General features: G+C 37.1%; 20 protein-coding genes and 1 pseudogene. 9 read left to right on the forward strand and 12 right to left on the reverse strand.

Features of this window, described 5'->3' with window-relative positions:
- The first annotated feature begins 146 nt into the window (after window positions 1-146).
- From STA7437_RS01730 to kaiC, 3 genes are all read left to right on the forward strand, one after another.
- Window positions 147-1115 carry a circadian clock protein KaiA gene (locus STA7437_RS01730; RefSeq protein ID WP_015191646.1) on the forward strand — a complete coding sequence of 323 codons (969 nt, stop codon included), beginning with the start codon at window positions 147-149 and terminating at the stop codon, window positions 1113-1115.
- Window positions 1116-1213: 98 nt separating this feature from the next.
- Complete coding sequence (gene kaiB, locus STA7437_RS01735) at window positions 1214-1576, forward strand: circadian clock protein KaiB (protein ID WP_015191647.1); 363 nt, start codon at window positions 1214-1216, stop codon at window positions 1574-1576.
- Window positions 1577-1661: 85 nt separating this feature from the next.
- Complete coding sequence (kaiC, locus tag STA7437_RS01740; RefSeq protein WP_015191648.1) at window positions 1662-3224, forward strand: circadian clock protein KaiC; 1563 nt, start codon at window positions 1662-1664, stop codon at window positions 3222-3224.
- A gap of 3 nt (window positions 3225-3227) precedes the next feature.
- On the opposite strand, the gene STA7437_RS01745 is transcribed toward kaiC, so the two are convergent.
- Both STA7437_RS01745 and STA7437_RS27315 read right to left on the reverse strand, forming a co-directional pair.
- Window positions 3228-3464: an RPC34 RNA polymerase subunit family protein gene (locus STA7437_RS01745; protein WP_015191649.1), complete on the reverse strand. Its 237-nt coding sequence runs from the start codon at window positions 3462-3464 to the stop codon at window positions 3228-3230.
- A 240-nt stretch (window positions 3465-3704) separates the two neighbouring features.
- On the reverse strand, window positions 3705-3833 hold the full coding sequence (locus STA7437_RS27315) for a hypothetical protein (RefSeq protein ID WP_281169246.1): 129 nt from the start codon (window positions 3831-3833) through the stop codon (window positions 3705-3707).
- Between the two features lie 57 nt (window positions 3834-3890).
- Here STA7437_RS27315 and pntA point away from each other — a divergent pair, with 57 nt between their 5' ends.
- Both pntA and pntB read left to right on the forward strand, forming a co-directional pair.
- Window positions 3891-5480, forward strand: a complete 1590-nt coding sequence (pntA, locus tag STA7437_RS01750) for a Re/Si-specific NAD(P)(+) transhydrogenase subunit alpha (protein ID WP_015191650.1) — start codon at window positions 3891-3893, stop codon at window positions 5478-5480.
- Between the two features lie 60 nt (window positions 5481-5540).
- Complete coding sequence (gene pntB, locus STA7437_RS01755) at window positions 5541-6974, forward strand: Re/Si-specific NAD(P)(+) transhydrogenase subunit beta (RefSeq protein ID WP_015191651.1); 1434 nt, start codon at window positions 5541-5543, stop codon at window positions 6972-6974.
- Window positions 6975-7092: 118 nt separating this feature from the next.
- Here the strand turns inward: pntB and pflA are convergent, their stop codons facing one another.
- The 3 genes and pseudogenes from pflA to STA7437_RS27840 form a co-directional block, all read right to left on the reverse strand.
- Window positions 7093-7842, reverse strand: a complete 750-nt coding sequence (gene pflA, locus STA7437_RS01760; RefSeq protein ID WP_015191652.1) for a pyruvate formate-lyase-activating protein — start codon at window positions 7840-7842, stop codon at window positions 7093-7095.
- Between the two features lie 413 nt (window positions 7843-8255).
- The gene (gene pflB, locus STA7437_RS01765) at window positions 8256-10484 is read right to left on the reverse strand and encodes a formate C-acetyltransferase (protein ID WP_015191653.1); all 2229 of its coding nucleotides are present in this window, start codon (window positions 10482-10484) and stop codon (window positions 8256-8258) included.
- 602 nt (window positions 10485-11086) lie between these two features.
- Window positions 11087-11330 (reverse strand): annotated as a pseudogene (locus STA7437_RS27840) (hypothetical protein); the annotation flags it as partial.
- A 134-nt stretch (window positions 11331-11464) separates the two neighbouring features.
- On the opposite strand from STA7437_RS27840, the gene alaS reads away from it, so the two are divergent.
- Window positions 11465-14098, forward strand: coding sequence for an alanine--tRNA ligase (gene alaS / locus STA7437_RS01770; RefSeq protein WP_015191654.1), 2634 nt, complete (start codon window positions 11465-11467; stop codon window positions 14096-14098).
- Between the two features lie 163 nt (window positions 14099-14261).
- Here alaS and STA7437_RS01775 read toward each other — a convergent pair whose 3' ends face one another.
- From STA7437_RS01775 to STA7437_RS01785, 3 genes are all read right to left on the reverse strand, one after another.
- Entirely contained in the window at window positions 14262-14933 is a 672-nt protein-coding gene (locus STA7437_RS01775) for a Fe2+-dependent dioxygenase (RefSeq protein WP_015191655.1), read from the reverse strand.
- Between the two features lie 76 nt (window positions 14934-15009).
- The gene (locus tag STA7437_RS01780) at window positions 15010-15873 is read right to left on the reverse strand and encodes a hypothetical protein (protein WP_015191656.1); all 864 of its coding nucleotides are present in this window, start codon (window positions 15871-15873) and stop codon (window positions 15010-15012) included.
- Between the two features lie 90 nt (window positions 15874-15963).
- Window positions 15964-16965 (reverse strand): multicopper oxidase domain-containing protein, encoded by a 1002-nt coding sequence (locus STA7437_RS01785; protein WP_015191657.1) that lies wholly within the window; start codon window positions 16963-16965, stop codon window positions 15964-15966.
- Window positions 16966-17156: 191 nt separating this feature from the next.
- Here STA7437_RS01785 and STA7437_RS01790 point away from each other — a divergent pair, with 191 nt between their 5' ends.
- Window positions 17157-18362, forward strand: coding sequence for an amino acid ABC transporter permease (locus STA7437_RS01790; RefSeq protein WP_015191658.1), 1206 nt, complete (start codon window positions 17157-17159; stop codon window positions 18360-18362).
- Between the two features lie 82 nt (window positions 18363-18444).
- Here STA7437_RS01790 and STA7437_RS01795 read toward each other — a convergent pair whose 3' ends face one another.
- The 4 genes from STA7437_RS01795 to STA7437_RS01810 form a co-directional block, all read right to left on the reverse strand.
- A complete protein-coding gene (locus STA7437_RS01795; protein WP_015191659.1) occupies window positions 18445-18846 on the reverse strand; it encodes a hypothetical protein in 402 nt (133 codons plus the stop codon).
- Window positions 18847-19018: 172 nt separating this feature from the next.
- Window positions 19019-19264, reverse strand: a complete 246-nt coding sequence (locus STA7437_RS01800) for a hypothetical protein (RefSeq protein WP_041619086.1) — start codon at window positions 19262-19264, stop codon at window positions 19019-19021.
- A gap of 414 nt (window positions 19265-19678) precedes the next feature.
- Entirely contained in the window at window positions 19679-20377 is a 699-nt protein-coding gene (locus tag STA7437_RS01805) for a pirin family protein (RefSeq protein ID WP_015191660.1), read from the reverse strand.
- 58 nt (window positions 20378-20435) lie between these two features.
- The gene (locus STA7437_RS01810; RefSeq protein WP_015191661.1) at window positions 20436-21095 is read right to left on the reverse strand and encodes a nitroreductase family protein; all 660 of its coding nucleotides are present in this window, start codon (window positions 21093-21095) and stop codon (window positions 20436-20438) included.
- Window positions 21096-21471: 376 nt separating this feature from the next.
- Here STA7437_RS01810 and STA7437_RS01815 point away from each other — a divergent pair, with 376 nt between their 5' ends.
- A complete protein-coding gene (locus tag STA7437_RS01815; RefSeq protein WP_015191662.1) occupies window positions 21472-22362 on the forward strand; it encodes a LysR substrate-binding domain-containing protein in 891 nt (296 codons plus the stop codon).
- 3 nt (window positions 22363-22365) lie between these two features.
- Window positions 22366-23169: a class I SAM-dependent methyltransferase gene (locus tag STA7437_RS01820; RefSeq protein WP_015191663.1), complete on the forward strand. Its 804-nt coding sequence runs from the start codon at window positions 22366-22368 to the stop codon at window positions 23167-23169.
- Window positions 23170-23213: the final 44 nt, after the last annotated feature.

A 23213-nucleotide genomic window follows, 5' to 3' on the forward strand; every position in this document is an offset into this window, starting at 1 on the left:
TATTACTTGAAATGAACAAGAGAATGCACTCTATACTTACAATTAATTACAATTCTCATAATCATTCAATAAATGTTAAGTTTTTATAAGATTCTTGTCTAAATTAATTACAGGAGGATGGCAATCCTACTATCACGACTGTGCCGATGTCAAACCAGCAACATTACCCAGATTCATCCAAATATTCTGCCTCTGAACGACTTTTCCTTTGTCTGTTTCCTTCTAACCGACAATTAGCTTCTTCGTTAAGTGATTTCCTTAGTCGCGATCGCTATAAACTAAAACTGATTGAACTAGCTAGTGATTTACAAGAGTTTATTGAACAACACAAAGAACAAATTGATTGTTTAATTTTTATTAAAGATAGTTCCTTTGAACCCATACTGACTCAATTAGTTCAACAAGGCATTTTATTACCAATTGTGATCATTGATTCTACAAAAATTGCTAATCATAACGAACATGATTCTTTTGTTAGTTCGTTTTCGGAAGGATTTAATTGTTTAAAAAACAAAATTTATCACAACGCTGAAGTATGTCTAGCAAACAATCAGGTTGAGCAAATCGCTTCTGTGATCAATATAGCTATTACTAAGTTTCTCAATCTTGCGCCTAACTGTATTTTAGAAAAATCTGCCTCAGAAACTCAATTAACTCAAAATTATCAAAGTTTCTTGCTACTTCAACAACGTCGATTAGCAGAAAAACTTAAGGAAAGATTAGGTTATTTAGGGATTTATTATAAACGTAATTCTCAAGATTTTTATCGGAATCTTTCTCAAGCAAAAAAACAAGAATTATTTCGTCAATTAAGCTCAGAATATCGTCAAATTATTTTGAGTTATTTTAATGAAGAACAAGATATTAATAAACTAATTGATCAGTTTGTCAATCAAGCCTTTTTTGCTGATTTATCTGTTTCCCAGATTCTGGAAATGCACATGGAACTAATGGATGAATTTGCTCAACAACTTAAATTAGAAGGGAGAAATGAAGAAATTCTCTTAGATTATCGTTTGGCACTGATTGATATTATTGCCCATTTGTGTGAAATGTATCGTCGTTCTATTCCCAGAGAAGATTTACCTTTAGATTTATTCTTTAGATTAGATTGACAATATTCTAAATAAATTAGCAGAGATAATTTTCTCTTTTTCAATGCTAAGTTTATCTTTGGTACTTTTTTGAATATTATATTTTATTATTTTTTCTTATGACTAAATTTAGAAAAACCTATGTATTAAAGTTGTACGTTGCAGGAAATACACCAAGCTCAGTCAAAGCCTTAAAAACTTTAAAAAATATTTTAGAAAAAGATTTTCAAGGAGTGTATGCCTTGAAAGTGATTGATGTACTAAAAAATCCTCAATTAGCAGAAGAAGATAAAATTTTAGCCACACCAACCTTATCTAAAGTTTTACCTCCGCCTGTAAGAAAAATCATCGGTGATCTTTCAGACCGAGAAAAAGTGTTGATCGGTTTAGATTTACTATACGAAGAAATTCGCGACCGCGAAAGCGACTACCAAAAATCTCGCGAAGGCACCAGTGAAGATGACCGCGAGTTAGAAATTTAACAATCTTATCCGTATCATTATTAGTTATTGTAGTTTTTACCTGTTTAAATAATCACTTAAAAAATTCCAAATTTAAACTCTCAAGATGAACCAAGCAAATCCGAATAGTCCCCAACCAGAAGCGCAGTCTATTCCAGGAGTCAAAAAAATCCGAACCCTGATTGAAGGATTTGATGAGATCACTCACGGAGGAATGCCAGAAAATAGAACAACTCTGGTTAGCGGTACATCTGGCACAGGAAAAACTTTACTCGCTATTCAGTTCCTTTATCACGGCATCAAACATTTTGATTATCCAGGCATATTTATCACTTTTGAAGAATCTCCTCAAGATATTATTCAAAATGCCCATAGTTTTGGCTGGGAACTACAAAGTTTAGTCGAAGGAGGGAAATTATTTATTCTTGATGCCTCTCCCGATCCCGAAGGGCAAGAAGTAGTTGGTAATTTCGATCTTTCTGCTCTAATTGAGCGAATTCAGTACGCAATTCGCAAATATAAAGCCAAATTAGTTTCAATTGATTCAGTTACAGCAGTATTTCAACAATACGATGCTGCCCCAGTTGTCCGCAGAGAAATTTTTCGTCTAATAGCACGTCTCAAACAATTACAAGTCACTTGTATTATGACTACCGAACGAGTAGAAGAATACGGACCAATTGCTCGATTTGGAGTTGAAGAATTTGTCTCGGATAACGTAATTGTGATTCGGAATGTTTTAGAAGGAGAACGTCGTCGCCGTACGATTGAAATTCTCAAACTACGCGGAACAACTCACATGAAAGGAGAATATCCTTTTACGATTACCAACGACGGGATCAATATTTTTCCTCTCGGCGCAATGCGACTTACTCAGCGTTCTTCCAACACGCGGATTTCTTCGGGGATCAAAATTTTGGACGAAATGTGTGGTGGAGGTTTTTTCAAAGATTCAATTATTTTGGCAACAGGGGCAACTGGTACTGGTAAAACCTTGTTAGTGAGTAAGTTTTTGGAAGAAGGTTGTCGTCGCGGAGAAAGAGCAATTTTATTTGCCTATGAAGAATCGAGGGCGCAGTTATCCCGTAATGCTTCTTCTTGGGGCATTAACTTTGAAGAGATGGAACAAAAAGGCTTGCTAAAACTGTTTTGTAATTATCCAGAATCAGCAGGTTTAGAAGATCATCTCCAAATGATCAAATCAGAAATTACTCAGTTTAAACCCTCACGCATTGCCATTGATTCTCTTTCTGCCTTAGCTAGGGGAGTTACCAATAATGCTTTCCGTCAATTTGTGATTGGTGTAACAGGTTATGCCAAGCAGGAAGAAATTACTGGCTTTTTTACGAATACTACCGATCAGTTTATGGGAACTCATTCGATTACTGAATCCCATATTTCGACTATTACTGATACAATTCTACTACTGCAATATGTAGAAATTCGCGGTGAAATGTCTCGGGCAATTAACGTCTTTAAAATGCGTGGTTCTTGGCATGACAAAGGTATTCGCGAATATGTTATCAGTCATGGTGGTGCGGATATCAAAGATTCTTTCCGTAATTATGAACGAATTATTAGTGGTTCTCCGACCAAAATTGCGATCGATGAAAAAAGTGAGCTTTCTCGAATTGTTCGTGGTGTCAAAGATAAAACTATGGACGAGTAAGCTTTAATTGGGAGCAAAGCGAGGATAATACTTAATTTGTCTAGCATTTGCGTCAGCTTGAGCATAAATTTGTTGAGATGATTTAAGGTTTTTTAGACAAATCTGCACCATCGAAACTGGACGATTTAATGCTCGGCAAATTTCTTTGGCTGTAATTCCTTGTGGTGAAGCAACAATTAGTTGAAAAACTTCTTCTGTCGTAGTTGGGCCCGATGAACCTTTGATAATACGGATAGACAAAATGTACCTTTGAAAGTCTACCGCTATAGAGTTCCCTATTTATCACTGAAAGTAACAGTTTTTAGCTATAATTGAACGAAATTTTGGCTCGGTCAAATAAAATAAATTAACTAATTGATAAGATAAGTTAAAGATTGAAAGATAATTTTGGGGATCGTCATAGGATCGCAATACACAAATTCAAGATTTTATTTTCGCCTTTACCAGTAGCAAATATTTTGTTAAGTGACAGCATTACTACTAATCAATTAAATTAAAAGGAATTACCCTAAAACTTTCTAATTCTGAAAGAGCAAAATCGAGGAAGTTCAAACTGCGATCGCTCACTTCAGGATGCTCAAAGTAATAGTTGGTAAATAAGTTCCTCAAAAGCAACTGTCATCAAATGCTGGAAAGGCTATTTTTGTGTCTGATCAAGGAGAGTTCATGACAGCAACTGCAACAAGAATTGAAACTGACCAACAGCTACCACAACATTCATATAAAATTGGCGTTTTAAAAGAAATATATCCTGATGAATGCCGAGTGGCTGCTACACCTGATACAGTGAAAAAATTACAAAAAATAGGGTTTGACGTTTTAGTTCAGTCAGGTGCAGGAGTAGCTGCTAATTTTACCGACGAAGCTTATCGAAAAGCAGGATGTCAAATTATTGAGCAAGCTCAAGCTCTTTTAGAGCAAGCTGATATTATTCTAAAAGTTCGTCCTCCTCAAGATGAGGAAACAGAAACTTTTCCGAAGGGAAAAACTTTAATTAGTTTTATTTGGCCTGCGCAAAATTCAGAGTTATTAGATAAATTAGCAGCCCGTCAAGCGACAGTTTTGGCAATGGATGCAGTACCTAGAATTAGTCGCGCTCAGAAAATGGACGCTCTTAGTTCGATGGCGAATATTGCTGGTTATCGTGCGGTGATTGAAGCTGCTAATAATTTTGGTCGTTTCTTTACAGGACAAATTACGGCTGCGGGTAAAGTTCCTCCTGCTAAAGTCTTGGTTATTGGTGCTGGAGTAGCTGGCTTGGCTGCTATTGGGGCTGCTAGAAGCTTGGGCGCAATTGTAAGAGCGTTTGATACTCGTCCTGTAGTAAAAGAACAAGTTGAAAGTTTGGGAGCAGAATTTTTAGAGCTTGATTTTGAAGAAGACGGTACAGGGCAAGGTGGTTACGCCAAAGTAATGAGTAAAGAATTTATCGAGGCGGAAATGGCTTTATTTGCCGAGCAAGCGCAAGATGTAGATATTATCATTACCACAGCCTTGATCCCTGGTAAACCTGCTCCCAAATTAATTACTATAGACATGGTGGAATCGATGAAGGAAGGTTCTGTCATTGTCGATTTGGCAGCCGAACAAGGAGGTAATTGTGCGGTAACCAAACCAGGCGAAATTTATCAATACAACGGGGTTACTATTGTTGGTTTGACAGATTTACCTAGTCGTATGGCAGCCCAGTCTAGTCAGCTTTATGGGACTAATCTATGGCATCTACTCAAAGATATGGGTGGTGGAGAAAATTATAAAGTAGATTATGACGATGAAGTGGTTCGAGGTGCATTAGTACTGCATGAAGGTAAAATAACTTGGCCACCACCAAAGATTAATAATCCATCCCCGACACCGAATCAAATTGCGACTACAGAAGCTAAAACTGTTGTAAATAAAGAAGAAAAACAGTCTTCAGCTAAGGGTTTACTGTGGATTGCGATCGCATCTTTAGCTTTGATTGGCATTGGTGTTGGTGCGCCTGCTTCTTTTTTGTCTCATTTCACAGTGTTTGTTTTGGCTTGTTTTGTCGGTTGGCAAGTAATTTGGAATGTTTCCCCTGCTCTACATACTCCTTTGATGAGTGTCACAAATGCCATCAGCGGGATCATTATTATTGGTGGGATGTTGCAGATTTCTGGCGAATTGAGTTCCCCTACTACTATTTTAGGTGCGATCGCAATTTTAGTCGGTACGATCAATATTTCTGGTGGCTTCCTGGTTACTCAAAGAATGTTGAAAATGTTTCAGAAGTAGAGACGTAACCTGTTACGCCTGTACCTCAGTTATCAATCTACTATCAATCATTAACAAACCATGTCAAATAATCTAGTTACAGTTGCATATATTGCAGCGAGTGCCTTGTTTATTCTCAGTCTGGGAGGTTTATCCAATCAGGAATCAGCCCGCAGAGGAAATTTGTATGGGATTGCAGGAATGGCGATCGCATTTGTAGCTACTGCTTTGAGTTCTCAAGTTACAAGTTACACTACTTTAATTGGCGCGATCGTTCCTGGTGCAATTATTGGTTCAGTTTTGGCTGCTAGAGTAGCCATGACTTCCATGCCTGAATTGGTAGCAATTCTCCATAGTTTTGTGGGTTTAGCTGCTGTCTTGGTTGGAGTTGCTAATTATTTACAACCAGAGTCTTCTTTAATAGGTGTAGAAGCTACTATTCATCAAATCGAAATTTATCTGGGTGTGTTTATTGGGGCGGTTACTTTTACTGGTTCAATTATTGCCTTTGGTAAGTTAAGAGGTTTAATTGGTTCTAAACCCTTATTATTACCAGCCCGTCATCTGCTCAACATTGCCATGCTAGTTGGTTGTATTGTTTTGGGCGTACAGTTTATGACTGTGGCTAATGGCTTACAACCACTATTAATTATGACGCTCATTGCCTGTGTTTTAGGAATTCACCTGGTTATGGCAATTGGCGGTGCCGATATGCCCGTAGTTATTTCGATGCTGAATAGCTATTCTGGTTGGGCTGCTGCTGCTGCTGGTTTTATGCTTTCTAACGATTTACTAATTATTACTGGTGCTTTAGTTGGTAGTAGTGGCGCAATCCTTAGCTACATTATGTGTAAAGCCATGAATCGTTCTTTTATCAGCGTTATTTTAGGCGGTTTCGGTGAAGGTACAGGTACACCTACTCAAGCTAGTCAAACACCTCAAGGCGAAGCTACTGCTACAACCGTCGAAGAAACGGCTGAATTACTCAACAATGCTAAAAGTGTAATTATTGTTCCTGGTTATGGGATGGCAGTAGCCCAAGCTCAACACGCTGTATCAGATATTACTAACATCTTACGCAAGCGCGGTACTAAAGTTCGGTTTGGAATTCATCCTGTAGCTGGAAGAATGCCTGGACATATGAATGTACTTTTAGCCGAGGCAAAAGTTCCTTATGATATCGTTTTAGAAATGGACGAGATCAACGAAGATTTTCCCGATACAGATGTAGTTTTGGTTATTGGTGCTAACGATACAGTTAATCCTAGCGCAATGGAAGACCCCAATAGTCCAATTGCAGGAATGCCTGTGATGGAAGTTTGGAAATCTGAAACAGTGATAGTAATGAAACGGAGTTTGGCTAGTGGTTATGCGGGGGTAGACAATCCCTTATTTTACAAAGAAAATAGTTTGATGCTCTTTGGTGATGCCAAACAAAACGTTAGTGCAATTTTGAGTAAATTATCAGAAAGTAATAATCAAGAAAAAGTTACCAAAGAGTTAGTTGTTGTTTAAACCAGTAAGGGCGAAGGTTGGTTCGCCCCTACAAAAATGATGTGTCGCATTCTTGTTTCAAATTGATATAAGAAAAAACTTCCTAGAGATTAATTAGTAATAAATACAAAAGACAAAATTAATCTGCTTTAATTCCGTATCGAGCAAAAATTTCTTTGGCTTGAACAACTAATTCTGGGGATGCTGCTGGTGTGTCTTTGAGTTCGTATTGATAACCTAGTTGTTCCCATTTGTATTCCCCCATTTTATGAAAAGGTAAAATTTCTACTCGTTCGACATTGCTTAAACTAGAGATAAACTGAGCGAGTCCTTTAATATTTTGAGGAGGATCGGTAAGATCAGGTACTAGAACGAATCTAATCCAAGTAGGTTTAGCGATTTGGCTTAAATAACAAGCAAAATTTAGAGTTGGTTCGAGAGAAACGCTAGTAACTCGATGATAAATTTTGGGATCGAAGGATTTAATATCTAACAAAACTAAATCTACATATTTGAGGATTGGTTTAGCTACTTCTAATTGCACATATCCCGAAGTATCTAGTGCGGTATGAATTCCTAACTCCTGACAACGACGAAAAATTTCTCCGACAAACTCTGGTTGCATCAGAGGTTCACCTCCAGATACTGTTACTCCTCCGCCAGAAGATTTCATATAGGAGCGGTATTTTTGGATATCTGCAATCAATTCTTCTACCGTTACTTCTTTTCCTTCATGGGGTTGACGACAATCGGGATTATGACAGTAAAGACATCTGAGGGGACATCCTTGAGTAAAGATTACATAGCGAATCCCAGGACCATCAACAGTTCCGCAAGTTTCTATTGAATGAATTCTACCTTTATTGGTTGATTGAGGAGTTAAGATCATAAGATCGCGGTTGATTTAGTTCATCAAGGTAGTAAAAAGCTGTAACTTATATCGAGTGATGATCGCAAACTAAAGAACAATTTCCGCACTTTAAAAACGAAGATCGTAAAAATTTCATCTGTCTAATTCTTAATGCGATCGCATTTTGTCCGACGTATTATTTCTATCTTGGTGACAAAAAATAAATAAATTAACCAATAGTATAATCATCAAGTTTTTTACTACATAATCTATTTATTTTATTAGTTTCGACTTAAGTTTATCTTGATTTTTACTTTATTATAAGACTTAAGGGCGATCTCGCTCAGGAGCGAGGCGCTGGGCGATCGCAGCATATATAAAAAAAGTAAGGCGAGGCAATCACCCCACCATACTAATAACAAAGAACAAATGACTAATGACCAATAATAAACCTATACCCTTTCGTGGAAGGTGCGATTAATCACATCCAACTGTTGTTCGCGAGTCAGTTTGATAAAGTTGACCGCATAACCCGATACCCGAATAGTCAATTGAGGATACAATTCTGGACGATCCATCGCATCGATCAGGGTTTCGCGATTTAGGACGTTAACGTTGATATGGTGTCCTCGATCGTGGAAATAACCATCTAACATTCCTGCTAGGTTATTGATCTTACTATCTTCAGTTTTCCCCAAAGCTTCGGGGACGATGGAGAAAGTATAAGAAATACCATCTTGGGCGTGTTCGTAAGGTAGTTTAGCAACAGATTCTAAAGCTGCGATCGCGCCTTTGGTATCTCGTCCGTGCATTGGGTTAGCACCAGGGGCAAAGGGTTGTCCTGCTTTGCGTCCATCAGGGGTGTTACCTGTTTTCTTCCCATAAACCACGTTAGAAGTGATAGTAAGGATGGATTGGGTAGGTACGGCGTTGCGATAGGTTTTGTGTTGGCGGACTTTATTCATAAAGTCTTCTACCAATTGGGCAGCAATAGTATCGACGCGATCGTCATTGTTACCGAATTTGGGATAATCTCCTTTTATTTCGTAATCTACTGCCAAACCATCTTGGTTACGAATCACTTTAACTTTGGCGTATTTAATTGCCGATAGGGCATCTGCGACTACCGATAAACCAGCCACTCCACAAGCCATTGTCCGATAAACATCGCGGTCGTGTAATGCCATTTCCAGCCTTTCGTAGCAGTATTTATCGTGCATATAGTGGATGACGTTGAGAGTATTGACGTAGAGTTTTGCCAGCCAACCCATCATTAGATCGAATTTAGCGCTAACTTCTTCATAATTTAAATATTCGGAAGTTATCGGTGCAAACATCGGGGCGATTTGTTCTCCTGCTTGTTCATCTTTACCGCCATTGATAGCATAGAGTAAGGCTTTGGCTAAATTGACCCTCGCCCCAAAAAATTGCATCTGTTTGCCAATTCGCATTCCCGAAACACAACAAGCGATCGCGTAATCGTCGCCGTAGTAACTCCGCATTAAGTCATCGTTTTCGTATTGGATCGAACTGGTATCGATCGAGATTTTAGCGCAGAAGTTTTTAAATTCTTTAGGCAATCTTTCCGACCATAATACAGTTAAATTGGGTTCGGGGGCAGACCCTAGGTTATATAAGGTATTTAAGAAACGGAAGCTGTTTTTAGTAACTAAAGTTCTACCATCTTCACCCATACCACCAATCGATTCAGTTACCCAGGTAGGATCGCCAGAAAATAATTCGTTATAAGCAGGATGACGCAAAAAACGCACCATCCGCAATTTCATGACAAAATGATCGATTAATTCTTGAATTTGGGCTTCGGTAACGTCACCATTATCTAAATCTCTTTGGCAATAAATATCGAGGAAAGTCGCTACCCTACCTAAAGACATGGCTGCACCGTTTTGTTCTTTAACTGCACCTAAATATGCAAAATAAGTCCACTGTAGGGCTTCCTTGGTATTACTGGCAGGTTGAGAGATATCGTAACCATAACTAGCTGCCATTTCTTTTAATTCATTGAGGGCGCGTATTTGTTCGGAAATTTCTTCTCTGAGACGAATTACCGATTCATCAATGGTATCTACTTCTAAAGAAATTAACTGTTGTTGCTTGTCTTCAATTAAGCGATCGCAACCATACAAAGCTACCCTACGATAATCGCCAATAATTCTACCTCTACCGTAAGCATCGGGCAAACCTGTAATAATTCCCGAATGCCTTGCCAGTTTCATTTCGCGAGTATAGGCATCAAAGACACCATCGTTATGAGTTTTACGGTATTTGGTAAAAATTTCTTCGGTTTGTGGATCTAACTGATAACCATAGGCTTCTAAAGAATTTTTCACTACCTTAATGCCACCATAAGGCATAATTGCCCGTTTTAAAGGTTTATCTGTTTGTAAGCCGACGATCTTTTCTAAATTGCGATCAATATAACCTGGTGCATGAGAGGTAATCGAAGAAGGCACTTTGGTATCTGTATCTAAAATACCTTTTTCTCTTTCAAATGCCATTAAACCTTTAACTTTTGACCAGAGTTGATGGGTGATTTCGGTAGGGCTTGCTAAAAACGAACCATCTCCTTCGTAAGGGGTATAATTTTTTTGAATAAAGTCGCGGACGTTAATTTCTTTCGTCCATGTTCCTGAAACGAAACCTTTCCATTGTTGTAACATTCTCTTAACCTCCATTAGTTCTATTTTTTGAGGTTGGCGATCTCGCCTTCGGCGAGGCACTGCGTGGTCAGGCTTTGTCTGGCGCGTACGCGGTCTCAGCGAAGCTGAGGCACTTCGTGATCGCTTAATTTCCTTTATTCCAAACTTATAGCTAATTAATTCAAAGTTTAGTGTTGTTAGTAACTAAGTAAGTTTAGAAATTATCTATTATTTTAAGTACATCTAAATAAACTCTTTTCACTTTATTAATAGAGTCTGTTAGTCCTTAATCCAACTATTAGTTATTGTTAACTTGATTGCTTGGCTTTTCTGAGCTTAACTCACTTACTCTTCTAAACTAACAAGAAAAATCCTATTTTAAATGATTGCTTCACAAAAGATTAAAATATTTTATTTTCTCAAATAAACAACCTCAAGATTGTTTTAGTCTGAATTTGTGTAGTTGCTAACCACTGATTTTTTTCTAAAAATATTAATTAAAAGCCAAATTAACAACATTTAACAAAAAATTATTTGTTTATAATCAAAAAAATCGATTAAAAAAAAAATTCAGCCCAATTAATTTAAGAAAAAACTAATTATTCATTTTATTTATGACTATTCTAAGTACAGGACAAAAACTGTAGAAAATGAAGAAAATCGTCTTCACGTTCGTCTAAATTCAAGAAGATAGAGCGTAAACAGTCGAAACCATAACGGAAGATGCTTTTAGCTTTCTTACGTGATTGCACAAGCTGGGGTTTTCTCAAGGTGCCTCACGCGCTTTCGACCATGTTTTTTAATCAGAATCGGTTTTGTTAACGAGAGCCACTGAAATAGGCGACTCAACCGTTCCGAATCAACCAATAGCAAGCCTTTTTGATTTAAATAAATTTTCTCTCTTTGCGCCTTTGCGACTCTGCGCGAGACTCATACAACCCCAAAAATGCAAGAATAAATAAATATCATCGCATACAACAACTTGCATTAGACAAACTACTATGGCTGACTCCCTCCAGTACTTTAGCGGTAGCGACATCCGCGATAAATTTCTGAAATTCTTTGAAGAAAAACAACACAAAATCTTACCCAGTGCATCCTTAGTACCAGAAGATCCCACAGTACTATTAACTATAGCAGGGATGTTACCTTTTAAACCTATCTTTCTCGGACAACAAAAAGCACCCCAACCCCGCGCTACTACTTCCCAAAAATGTATCCGCACCAATGATATCGAAAATGTGGGACGTACTGCCAGACATCATACTTTCTTTGAGATGTTGGGTAATTTTAGCTTTGGGGATTATTTTAAAGAACAAGCTATACAATGGGCGTGGGAACTTTCTACAGAAGTATTTGGTTTGCCACCAGAAAGAATAGTTGTCAGCGTTTTTGAAGAAGATGATGAAGCCTTTGCTATTTGGCGAGATCGAATAGGAATTCCTGCACACCGCATTCAACGCATGGGAGAAGATGATAACTTCTGGGTTTCTGGCCCTACAGGCCCTTGTGGTCCTTGTTCAGAATTATATTATGATTTTCATCCAGAATTAGGGGATAAGAAAATTGATTTGGAAGATGATACCAGGTTTATCGAGTTTTATAACTTGGTATTTATGCAATACAATCGCGATGTGGATGGCAATTTAACACCTCTACAAAATAAAAACATTGATACGGGGATGGGTTTAGAGAGAATGGCGCAAATTCTCCAGAAAGTCCCAAATAATTACGAAACTGATTTAATTTTGCCGATTATTAAAACTGCTGCGGAGATTGCAGGAGTTGATTACACTAAAGCTGATCAAACAACTAAAACATCTTTTAAAGTAATTGGCGATCATGTCCGTGCTGTAGTTCATATGATCGCAGATGGCATTACTGCGTCGAATACAGATAGAGGATATGTCTTGCGTCGTTTGATTCGACGAGTGATTCGTCATGGTAGATTGATTGGGATAGAAGGAAACTTTATTAATCAGGTAGCAGAAACAGCTATTTCTCTCTCGGAGTCTGCCTATCCTAATGTTAGAAAAAGAGAACAATCAATTAAAAACGAATTACAAAGAGAAGAAAATCAATTCCTCAAGACGTTGGAGAGAGGAGAAAAACTTCTTGCAGAAATATTAGCGAAAAAACCGCAACAGATTTCTGGTGTTGATGCGTTTACTCTTTATGACACCTATGGTTTTCCTTTGGAATTAACTCAAGAAATCGCAGAAGAACAAGGTTTGACTGTTGATGTAGAGGGATTTAATGCAGAGATGGAGCAACAGCGCGATCGCGCCAGAGAAGCACATCAAACGATCGATCTTACTGTTCAAGGTAGCATAGATCAGCTGGCAGAACATATTCATTCAACTCAATTTTTGGGTTATAAACAACTACAAGTAACAGCTAAGGTAGAAGCTTTGTTAGTTGAAGGAAAATCGGTTGAAAAGGCAGAAGCTGGCACAGAAGTACAAATAATTTTGGATCAAACTCCTTTTTATGCTGAGTCTGGAGGACAAATTGGTGATAAGGGTTATCTATCTGGGGATAATCTCTTAATTCGGATCGAAGATGTGCAAAAAGAGTCTGGTTTCTTTGTTCATTATGGCAAGATTGAACGAGGTACTCTTGCTGTAAATGATACAGTTAATGCAACTATCGATCGCGCTTGTCGTCGTCGTCTTCAGGCAAATCATACCGCAACTCATTTATTACAAGCTGCTTTAAGGAAAGTTGTAGATGATTCTATTTCTCAAGCAGGTTCGTTAGTAGACTTTGATCGCCTTCGTTTCGATTTTCACTGTCCCCGTGCATTAAAAGCAGAAGAAATTCAGCAGGTAGAAGATTTAGTTAATAGTTGGATTTCTGAGGCACACGAAGCGGATGTAAATATTATGCCTTTAGAAGAAGCCAAAGCTAAAGGCGCGATCGCTATGTTTGGAGAAAAATACGATTCGGAGGTTAGAGTAATCGATTTTCCTGGCGTTTCGATGGAACTTTGTGGTGGTACTCACGTACACAACACTGCCGAAATTGGCATTTTTAAAATCATTTCCGAAACAGGTATTTCTTCAGGAATTAGAAGGATCGAAGCGGTAGCTGGTGCATCGGTTTTAGACTACTTAAATGTTAGAGATAAAGTAGTTAAAGAATTGAGCGATCGCTTTAAAGCCAAACCCGAAGAAATTAGCGATCGAGTTAACAATTTACAAGCAGAATTAAAGGCAACTCAAAAAGAATTGGAAGCAGCAAAACAAGAATTAGCTGTTGCTAAATCAGATGGTTTATTATCTCAAGCAGAATCTGTTGGTGAGTTCAAAATCTTAGTAGCAAATATGGGTGATATGGATGCTAAATCTTTACAAGCTGCTGCGGAAAGATTGCAACAAAAATTAGGAGAATCCGCCGTAGTTTTAGCTTCAATTCCTGAAGCAGGAAAAGTAAGTTTAGTTGCTGCTTTTAGTCAGAAAATAATTAAAGAAAAACAATTACAAGCTGGTAAATTTATCGGTGTAATTGCTAAAATTTGTGGTGGTGGAGGTGGTGGCAGACCAAATCTGGCACAAGCTGGCGGAAGAGATGCGAGTAAGTTAGGTGAAGCTTTGGATACAGCGAAGCAGCAATTAATTGAAGGTTTGAAGTAAGTTTTTGGGTGGGTTAATTCCCACCTTTTTTATATTTAAAAATGAAAATATTAACTCATCTTTTAAATTATCCTGAACTTACTAATACGGAGGATGCTATCTAGAAACATTACCAACTCCCGAACAAGTTTAAAATTTCAAAAATACAGATTTGAACTTGAGATTAAATATCTCCCCACTTCCGCAAAAGATTAGCAATACTTTTGGAAAGTAAATCAAACTCTGAAGTTTTTCCTTCTCTGGCAAAAATACTACGTCTAGCTGTCTCTAAATCAAACAGAATTTCTCTTTCACTTGCTTCTCTAATTAAACTTTGTACCCAACCTACTACTACTAAACGAGTTCCTTTTGTTACTTTTTCAACTCGATGCAAAGTAGTCGAAGGATAGACAATTGCTGCACCAGCATCCAATTTATAAGCTTTTTCATCGTCGGCACTTTCAATAATTAATTCTCCCCCCTCATAAGTCGCAGAAGATTGTAAAAATAAGGTAAAAGAAACATCCGAACGATAAATAGTCGAACTTCCCATGAAGGCATTATCTACATGGCGATCATAAGACATTCCTACTTGATAGCGACTAAAAAGCAGAGAATGAATTGCTTTGGGATGAATAGCAGTTTGAAATAAAGCATTTCGATTTAATGCGCTAACGACTTTTTCTTTTAATTTTTTAACTTGAGTAGTTCCTTGTTTTAACTGCTGATTGTTTTTAACTAATTTGGCGTGCCATCCTGCGGTTAGTTTACCATCCACAAATTCGGCTTCTGCCAGAGTAGTAGTAATTTCTGTTAATTCTTCTGGAGTGAGCAAGTTAGGAATTGAAAAAATCATTGAATTTAACCAAAATAAGCAAATAATATGAAAAATACAAGATTAATAAACTGCTTTTACCCCAGAAGCACAATATTTATTTATTTAATTCAATTACCGAAACTAATCCATAAACTTCTGAACTAGATTTAATCGGAGTTTCAGGAGGTGTTACCGAAGGCCAAGCAGTTTTGAGATCTGCTAAAGTATCGAGAATAACTTGATGATTGTCAGGTTTTTCTTGACTCATTTGATCGCTAATATTTTGATAAAGTTGTTCGCTATAAAGAACAAATCCTCTAGAGTCTTGATATTCTTCTACTTCAACAAATTTATTATCCGCGATCGCTGCTTTGTATTCATCTGCTGCAGTTTTTAATAGTTCTGAGATCACATCCATGACAAATTCAGGAGATTGTAATTGCTCTTGAGGTATAGCAGCAATAGCCTGATCGATTGAGTCCATCGATTTGTTAAACGATTCTTTCATCTGAGGAGAATCTGGTGCTGATTTTGATAAATCTTGCATTTCTGTTAAAGTAGCTCTAAAATCAGGTACGTTACGCTCTGGTAATTCTGTTTCAATTGCACTATATAATTCTTCAACAGGATGTGCGATGTGAACTTCTGCTTCGGTATAGTTACCTGCTGCAAGTAATTCTTCGGCGACGATTAAATGACCTTTCATTAATCCTAATGTAGTTACATAATCAACATCAGGGTTACCACTGCTTGTAGCAGCTTCACCACCTTCACCGCCTTCACCACCTTCACCGCCTTCACCGCCTTCACCACCTTCACCCCCATGAGTGCCTTGAGCTAAAAAGGGTAAAGTTTCAGAAGTTGATTGATTAAATATTTCGCGATCGCTAGTATTAGTAGCCAAAGCACTACTAACACCGATACTAGTTGCAAAACTTACCGCTAAAAATAATTCTACGGGTTTTAATTGCTTGGTCATAATAATTGATAATTTATATCAGTGCTGAAGTGATAGAGTACTGGTAATGCTATTCCTTGTCAATTATTAGGAAATAATTCTTTGTGAGAGTTAACTAGAAATAACCTCAAACCAACCCATACAACCGTTTTCAGCAATGTAATCTTGATGGGGATGAAACATATATCGACCAGGATAAGTATAAGTAAACTCTATAATATGCCGTTCTGCTGTACCAAGAGTAATTACATCGCTTTCTTCACAAGGTTTTAAAGTTCTACCTGTGCGATAAACTTGAAACATATTGGCATGAATATGAAAGGTGATGGCTGGATCGAACTCAATCATATTCAATAGATAAATTCGGATTAATTGATTTTGATAAATAGCGATCGGATTATCTCGGTAGAAATTAGGAATGCCATTAAAAGCATAAAGTTCATTTTGTTCGTTATCATCTAAGTCATAACCACTCATCACCAAAACCATCTCATCAGCAGGTGGACGACCTTGAGGTGGATCTACAATTAGTAAACCATATAACCCCTTGCTGATATGACGAGTAATCGGCGCCACATGGCAGTGATAAGGATGAACACCATAAGGTTTAGCCTCAAATTCATAAACTGTTGTCTCACCACGACGAATTGGTTCAATACCATCCATTTCAGATCGATGGACTCCATGAAAGTGAATACTATGGGAACTCCCATCTTCGTTATGGAAAATCACCCGAATTATTTCACCTTCTTTAGCTCTAAAAGTAGGACCCGGTACGCGATTATTTAAACTCCAACTAACAAAAGAAATAGCACTATTGAGTTGAATTGGAGAGCTATTGGCAGTTACTTCAAATTCTCTGATCGTACGTCCATTTTCTCGTTTAACTTTGCCATAATCAAAGTCTCGCAAGACAGACATGGGATTAAACCCTAGATTAGAAGTAGAAGTAGTTTCTTTGATGGGTGGAATTTTGACAGCAGCTAAAGAACGATTATTTTGTAGAGCGATCGCTGTTCCTAGTGCCGAAGCTCCTAATACTGTAACCCCTCGCACCAATAACTGACGACGTGTCCAGGAGTTTTGATTAATAAGTTTATATGAAGGTAGCATTAATGAATGAATGTTATACAAGTCACCTAAATAATTTAGGTTTTATTGCAAATTATTTTAAATAAAGTTCAATTTAACTAATACCATATTTGGTTGGAAAAGATAACTTGTTGAGAGTTGTCATTAAATAATTAGTTTATTGATTAAAATTTTGGGATATAAAATTTGCCAAATATCTCAAATAATCTATTATGAGCGCAACCAATCTTAAACCAGTCGAGCCTGTCAATTTAGGAAGATGGTTAAAGAACAATCTGTTTAGTAGTTGGCACAATACTCTTCTGACTCTTGTTAGTTTATCTCTTATTTATTGGCTGGGATTAGGGTTGATTCGTTGGGCATTTTTTCAAGCTCAATGGCAAGTAATAGATGCTAATTTGCGCTTATTTTTTATTGGTCGTTATCCTGTTAAAGATATCTGGCGAACTTGGGCAACATTAGGTGTAATTGTTGGTTTGGGAGGTATTTCCTGGGGTGTTTTGGCTCAAGCAACTGCTAATTTATTTAATCGCCGAATTTTAATTATTTTAGGCATTATTACTGCTACTTGTATTGCCGTTGCTATACCTGCGGGACAACAATCTAGTTTAATCCTAGTAGGGATGGTAATTGAATTTGCGATCGCAGCAGTTCTTGGTAAGCAATTAAATAAAACAATACCTCAATTAAGAAGTTGGTTACCTTTACTTTGGTTACTGGCTTTTTTTCTCAATCTTTGGCTACTTTTGGGGGTAAGTAACGTTAAATTAGATAATCTGAGCGGACTGATTTTAACTATTCTTGTAGCAGTGGTTAGTATTGTTCTTTGTTTTCCGCTAGGAGTTTTGTTAGCTTTGGGAAGACAAAGCAATTTACCAATCATTAGATGGCTATCAATTGCTTATATTGAAGTAATTCGGGGTTTACCTTTAATCGGAATTTTGTTCATGGCACAGGTAATGTTACCTTTAGTATTACCTAGTTATATTAGACCAGACCGAGTTGTTAGAGCGATCGCAGGATTTACAATTTTTAGTTCTGCTTATTTGGCAGAAAATGTTCGTGGTGGTTTGCAATCAATTCCTCGCGGACAAACCGAAGCAGCTAAAGCTTTAGGTTTAAATCCTGTTTTAACTTTAGTATTTATTATTTTGCCTCAAGCTCTCAAGGCAGTCATTCCCAGTATTGTGGGACAATTTATCAGTTTGTTTAAAGATACATCTTTACTAGCAATTGTCGGATTAGTGGATTTACTCGGTATTTCCCAAGCAATTTTGGCTAATCCTAAGTTTTTGGGACGTTATGGAGAAGTATATCTATTTATTGCTACTATTTATTGGATTTGTTGTTATTCAATGTCCATTGCTTCTAGAAAATTAGAACAACAATTAGGTACTTCTAGCCATCAGGGAAGATGAGTAAAAGGCAATTGTAGAGACGTTCCATGGAACGTTTCTACTGATAACTGGTATGTGTTTTACTAACCTGAAAATTGCTGGATTAAAATTTGAAGCCAATTTTTCCATTAATACCACGAATCGAATGATAACCACCGCCAAAGAAAAAATTACCAGGAGGATTAATATGTACGCCTCCAGAATAAGCCACAGTATCATCACCAGAATAAATACCTAAACCAACGTAAGGAGAAACAACAGGCAAAGGAAAGAAAGTTAAAATATCTCCTCCTGTTGCACCTTCTTCTCCTGTACCTACTTCCACACCGAAATTGAGTAATCTAACTCCAGCACCATAACTAATATCATCATCCTTAGTACCCACTGTTCCCCAAACTTGAGGTAACAACTGACTAGCAGCAGGTTTGGGAAGAATAACGGTAAAGTTTGCGATCGCAAGACTTAAAAGACCAACTTTGGTGAGATTTTTGAAGAGTTTAGGCATTTTAAATTGGTGTTTATAACTGATCAGCTTTTTAAGATACACCAAAATAGCAAAAAAATAGATTGCTGCGATTTAATGATCAACAGCAATTATATTTTTTATAACTAGTCACAACAAGAGCAATGAGATTTAAAGCGATCGCTCGATGAGGAGTAGAACATTAAATCAATTGTTAGATTTTGACTCGTTTCGGAGTTGTTACAGCAGATGAGATTGTCAGTGATTCTTCTACCTGATCTTTTTCGTTGTCGGCAGGTTTTTTATTCAACAACGCGTTGGCAACTACATAATCTTTATTACACTCAAAAATGTATTCGCTGTAATCTGCTATATTATCAAGCCCTACGAAATTAAGCCAAATTTCCGCCAATAACCAAAAAGTTATTTTGATGAGAAACTTGTTGTTTTGCTTGTTCACCCAATAGTCTGCCAGTTCTGTCTAATACAGTGCAATTGGGATCATTTCTTGAACTCCGTTAAATTACCTAACTTTTCGTAGTCACTTCCACTTTACCCGTAGAATTGCGTAAATAATTGCTGAAGAGGTCGGATTGCCTATAATTTCCTAAATATTCTTACTTATAGTTTTCTCTATATTTTCTTAAGACTATAGCGTTTCTTAATTAAATGAGACACACTCTAAAATACTGGTTTTTGTTGATGGTTGATAGTTGATGGTTAGTCGCGCAGCGCACCTTCGGCTGATGATGACGCGTCATCATCGGGGTTGATTGTTTGTCCCTAATAATTAGTAATTAGTAATTAGTAACTGTTTTAGTAACACTAGAAAAAAGTAGAGGAAATTAATTAACTCCCCCTACTATTAATTAAATTATGCCAAGTCAAACAATAACACTTCTGTATCAGTGACTGCTTGTAGAACTAGTTCTGATTCTTGACTTACTGCTAAACCATCTCCTGCTTCTACAGAATGACCATTAATTGTTAATTTACCTTCAGTTACTTGTAGCCAAGCAAATCGATTTGGTAAAAGAGAATAATTAATTGTTTCACCTGATGATAAGCGTGTTGCTAGTAAATCAACGTCTTGATGAATCAACAAAGAACCTTCTCTACTGTCACGACTAGCTAAAAGTTGCCATTTTCCTTCCCTTTCGGTTACTGAAAATTGTTTTTGTTCGTAACCTGGTTCTAAACCTTGTTGTTCTGGGAAAATCCAAATTTGCAATAAATGAACGGCTTGATCTGAGGAAAGATTGTATTCACTATGTTGAATTCCTGTACCTGCCGTCATCCGTTGTAATTCCCCTGCGGTAATGGCAGCTTGATTACCAATACTGTCTCGGTGAGTTAACTCTCCACTCATGACATAGGTAATGATTTCCATATCTTGATGTCCGTGAGTGCCAAAACCAGTACCAGCTTTGATAATGTCTTCATTGATGACTCTTAATTCACGAAAATGAACGTGACGAGGATCGTAATAGCTACCAAAAGAGAAAGTGTGGTGACTATCTAACCAGCTTAATTGAACATGACCTCTTTCTTGTCCTGGGCGAATAGTAATCATGATTTGACCTCTGCTATGTTGTAGAGATTGGGAAAAATGTAATTAAATTTGATGGGATTTAAAGATTCAAGCGATCGCCATAAGTTTCGCTGTAACAAACTTGTTCGATCTCAAATCTGCCTCCGTAGGTTTTGAAGGGTTCGTCAGCATATCCCATCGGTACTAAACAACAAACATCAACTTCTTCAGGAATGTTAAATGCTTCTTTTACTTGTGCGGTGATAAATCCTTCCATCGGACAACTATCAACACCAAAGCTTTTAGCTACAATCATTAAATGAGCTACAGCTAACATAGTATGTCGGTTGGTCCATGCTTCTAGAGAACCAAACGAAGTATGATTATCAAATAGTTGAGGAATTGCCGAACGCAAGTAGTTAGCATAATTGTCGTTCATTGCACCTGCATCGATTCCCAATTGAATAATAGATTCGATGTATTCTAAACGGTTCATCCTGCGATCTCCGCAACAAATTAACACAACGGGTGCTTCACTAACTTGACGTTGATCGAAAGCACAAGCACGAAGTTTATCTTTATTAGCTTGTTCTTGAACCACAATAAAACGCCAAGGTTGTAGATTAAAACCTGAAGGGGAACGAGTTCCTAAACGTAAAATTTCTTGTAATATTTCTGTGGGAATAGGATCGCTTTTAAATGAACGAGCAGCGCGTCTTTGTTCGATTGCTTCTGTTAAAGTTAATGTTGGTTTAGGCATAATTTTTTAGTGGTTAATAGTTAATAAGTAATGGTTAATAATTGATTATCTATCAAACCCAAAATAAGATACTTCTTGAATTAACCAAGCAAATTTTTATTAAGACTTCTCAAAAGCTATTTCAGAACTGCATAAATAAAGCCACTATTTGAAAAGATCAAAAGCTGACAAAATAAATATTTTTCTTTTGATTTTTGACACATTCACTTGCGCTCAGTGCAAGCTTTTAACTTTTGTACAGACGTTCCATGGAACGTCTCTAATGTTGCTTTTTGACTTTTTATTTTCCATATTTAAAGCATAATTAATTAGCATCATACTTTGCAACACTAGTTTTAACGTCATCCGATACCTTTAGAGGTATCAGTATTCAGATATGTTTTCTAATCTCGATTTACAGCATCTTCAAACCTTTTTAGTAGTGGCAGAAGAAATGAATTTTGGACGTGCAGCAGAAAGACTGCATATTGCTCAACCGCCTTTATCTCGTCAAATACAGCGTTTAGAAAAAAACTTGGGAGTAGAACTTTTTAATCGCAGTAAACCGCAAATTCAGTTGACTTCGGCAGGAAAAGTTTTTGTTAGAGAAGCAAAAAAGATTTTGAAACAGGTAGACTTAGGTGTACAGTTGACCCAAAGAGCAAGTCGCGGAGAAATTGGTAAAATAGCGATCGCTTTTGAAGGGAGTTCTCTATCTGATTTAGTTCCTCGCTCAATTCAAACGTTTCGTCAACAATTTCCTGAAGTAGAAATTTTAATTCAAGAAATGCCTACTAAACAACAAATTCAGGCGTTACTAGAAGAAAGAATCGATCTGGGTTTTATTGTTCCGCAACAGCAGTTGGATAATTTAATGAGTGAAATTATTCTGGAAGAATCTTTAGTAGTTGCGATCGCACAAGCTCATCCTTTAGCTAGTCAGGAAAAAATCGAGATTGAACAACTTCAACAGGAATATTTTTTAGTTGGTTTTAATGATGGTAGTTGTGGTTTGGATCGAACTGTAGTTAAGGTTTGTCAACAGGCAGGTTTTGAACCGAAATTAATGTCTGTTACTAATGAGATGCAATTAATTTTAGGTTTTATCTCCACAGGAATGGGAGTAGCTTTATTACCCAATTCGATTAGAAATATTCAAAGAAAAGGAGTTGTTTATCTTTCCCTTCAATCTTCAACGGTAACTAGTTCCTTAGCTATTGCTTGGCGAGAAGATACTCCTTGTTCGACTCTCGATAATTTTTTAAATATCGTTAGAACTAAACCATAAATTATGAATGAATACAAACAACAGGTAATCGATTTCTTTAATCGTCGGACAAACTATGATGATGAAGGAATACGACATCCTCGTGAAGCTAAACGTTTACTAGCATCTATTCCAATTCAACCAGGACAAAAAATACTCGATCTCGCGACAGGAACTGGTTTATTAGCAATTGCAGCAGCACGACAAGTAGGTAAAACAGGAACAGTAATTGGAGTTGATTTTTCTCCAGAAATGTTACAACAAGCTAGACAAAAAATTTTAGCTTTGGGAATAGATAATCTGAAATTAATTGAAGCAGATATCGAGTCAATTCAGTTTAATCCTAACAGTTTCGATGCGATTTTCTGTTGTTCTGCTATTACTTACCTAGTTGATATCCCTACCGCCTTACAAAACTGGTATCAGTGGCTTAAACCAAAAGGTTATCTTGCTTTTACTACTCCTGCCAAAACCGCTTATTTGGCATCAATTCAAGTAAAAGTATGCGAAAAGATTTTAGGTATTTCTTTACCTCATATCAACGAACCACTTTGGACTCCTGAAAAATGTCACAATCTCCTTCAACAAGCAGGTTTTAGTGAGATCGAAGTTGAAATTGAGGAATCGGGAGAATATCTTCCTTTTAATAATCGTTGGGTGAATTGGAGTGGAAATGGTTTTTATCCAAGAGGTAATCCTTTGGTAAATTTATCATCTCAACAATTAGAACAACTTAAGGCTGAATATCAGCGTGAAATTGAAAAATTGGCAACAGATCGAGGAATTTGGTACGATCGCACTACTTTTTTCGTTCAGGCTCGTAAATAATCCTCGTTGATATCAAGTACCGAATAATTGGTTGAAATAACAAA

It is taken from the genome of Stanieria cyanosphaera PCC 7437 (assembly GCF_000317575.1).
Classification (GTDB): Bacteria; Cyanobacteriota; Cyanobacteriia; order Cyanobacteriales; family Xenococcaceae; genus Stanieria; species Stanieria cyanosphaera.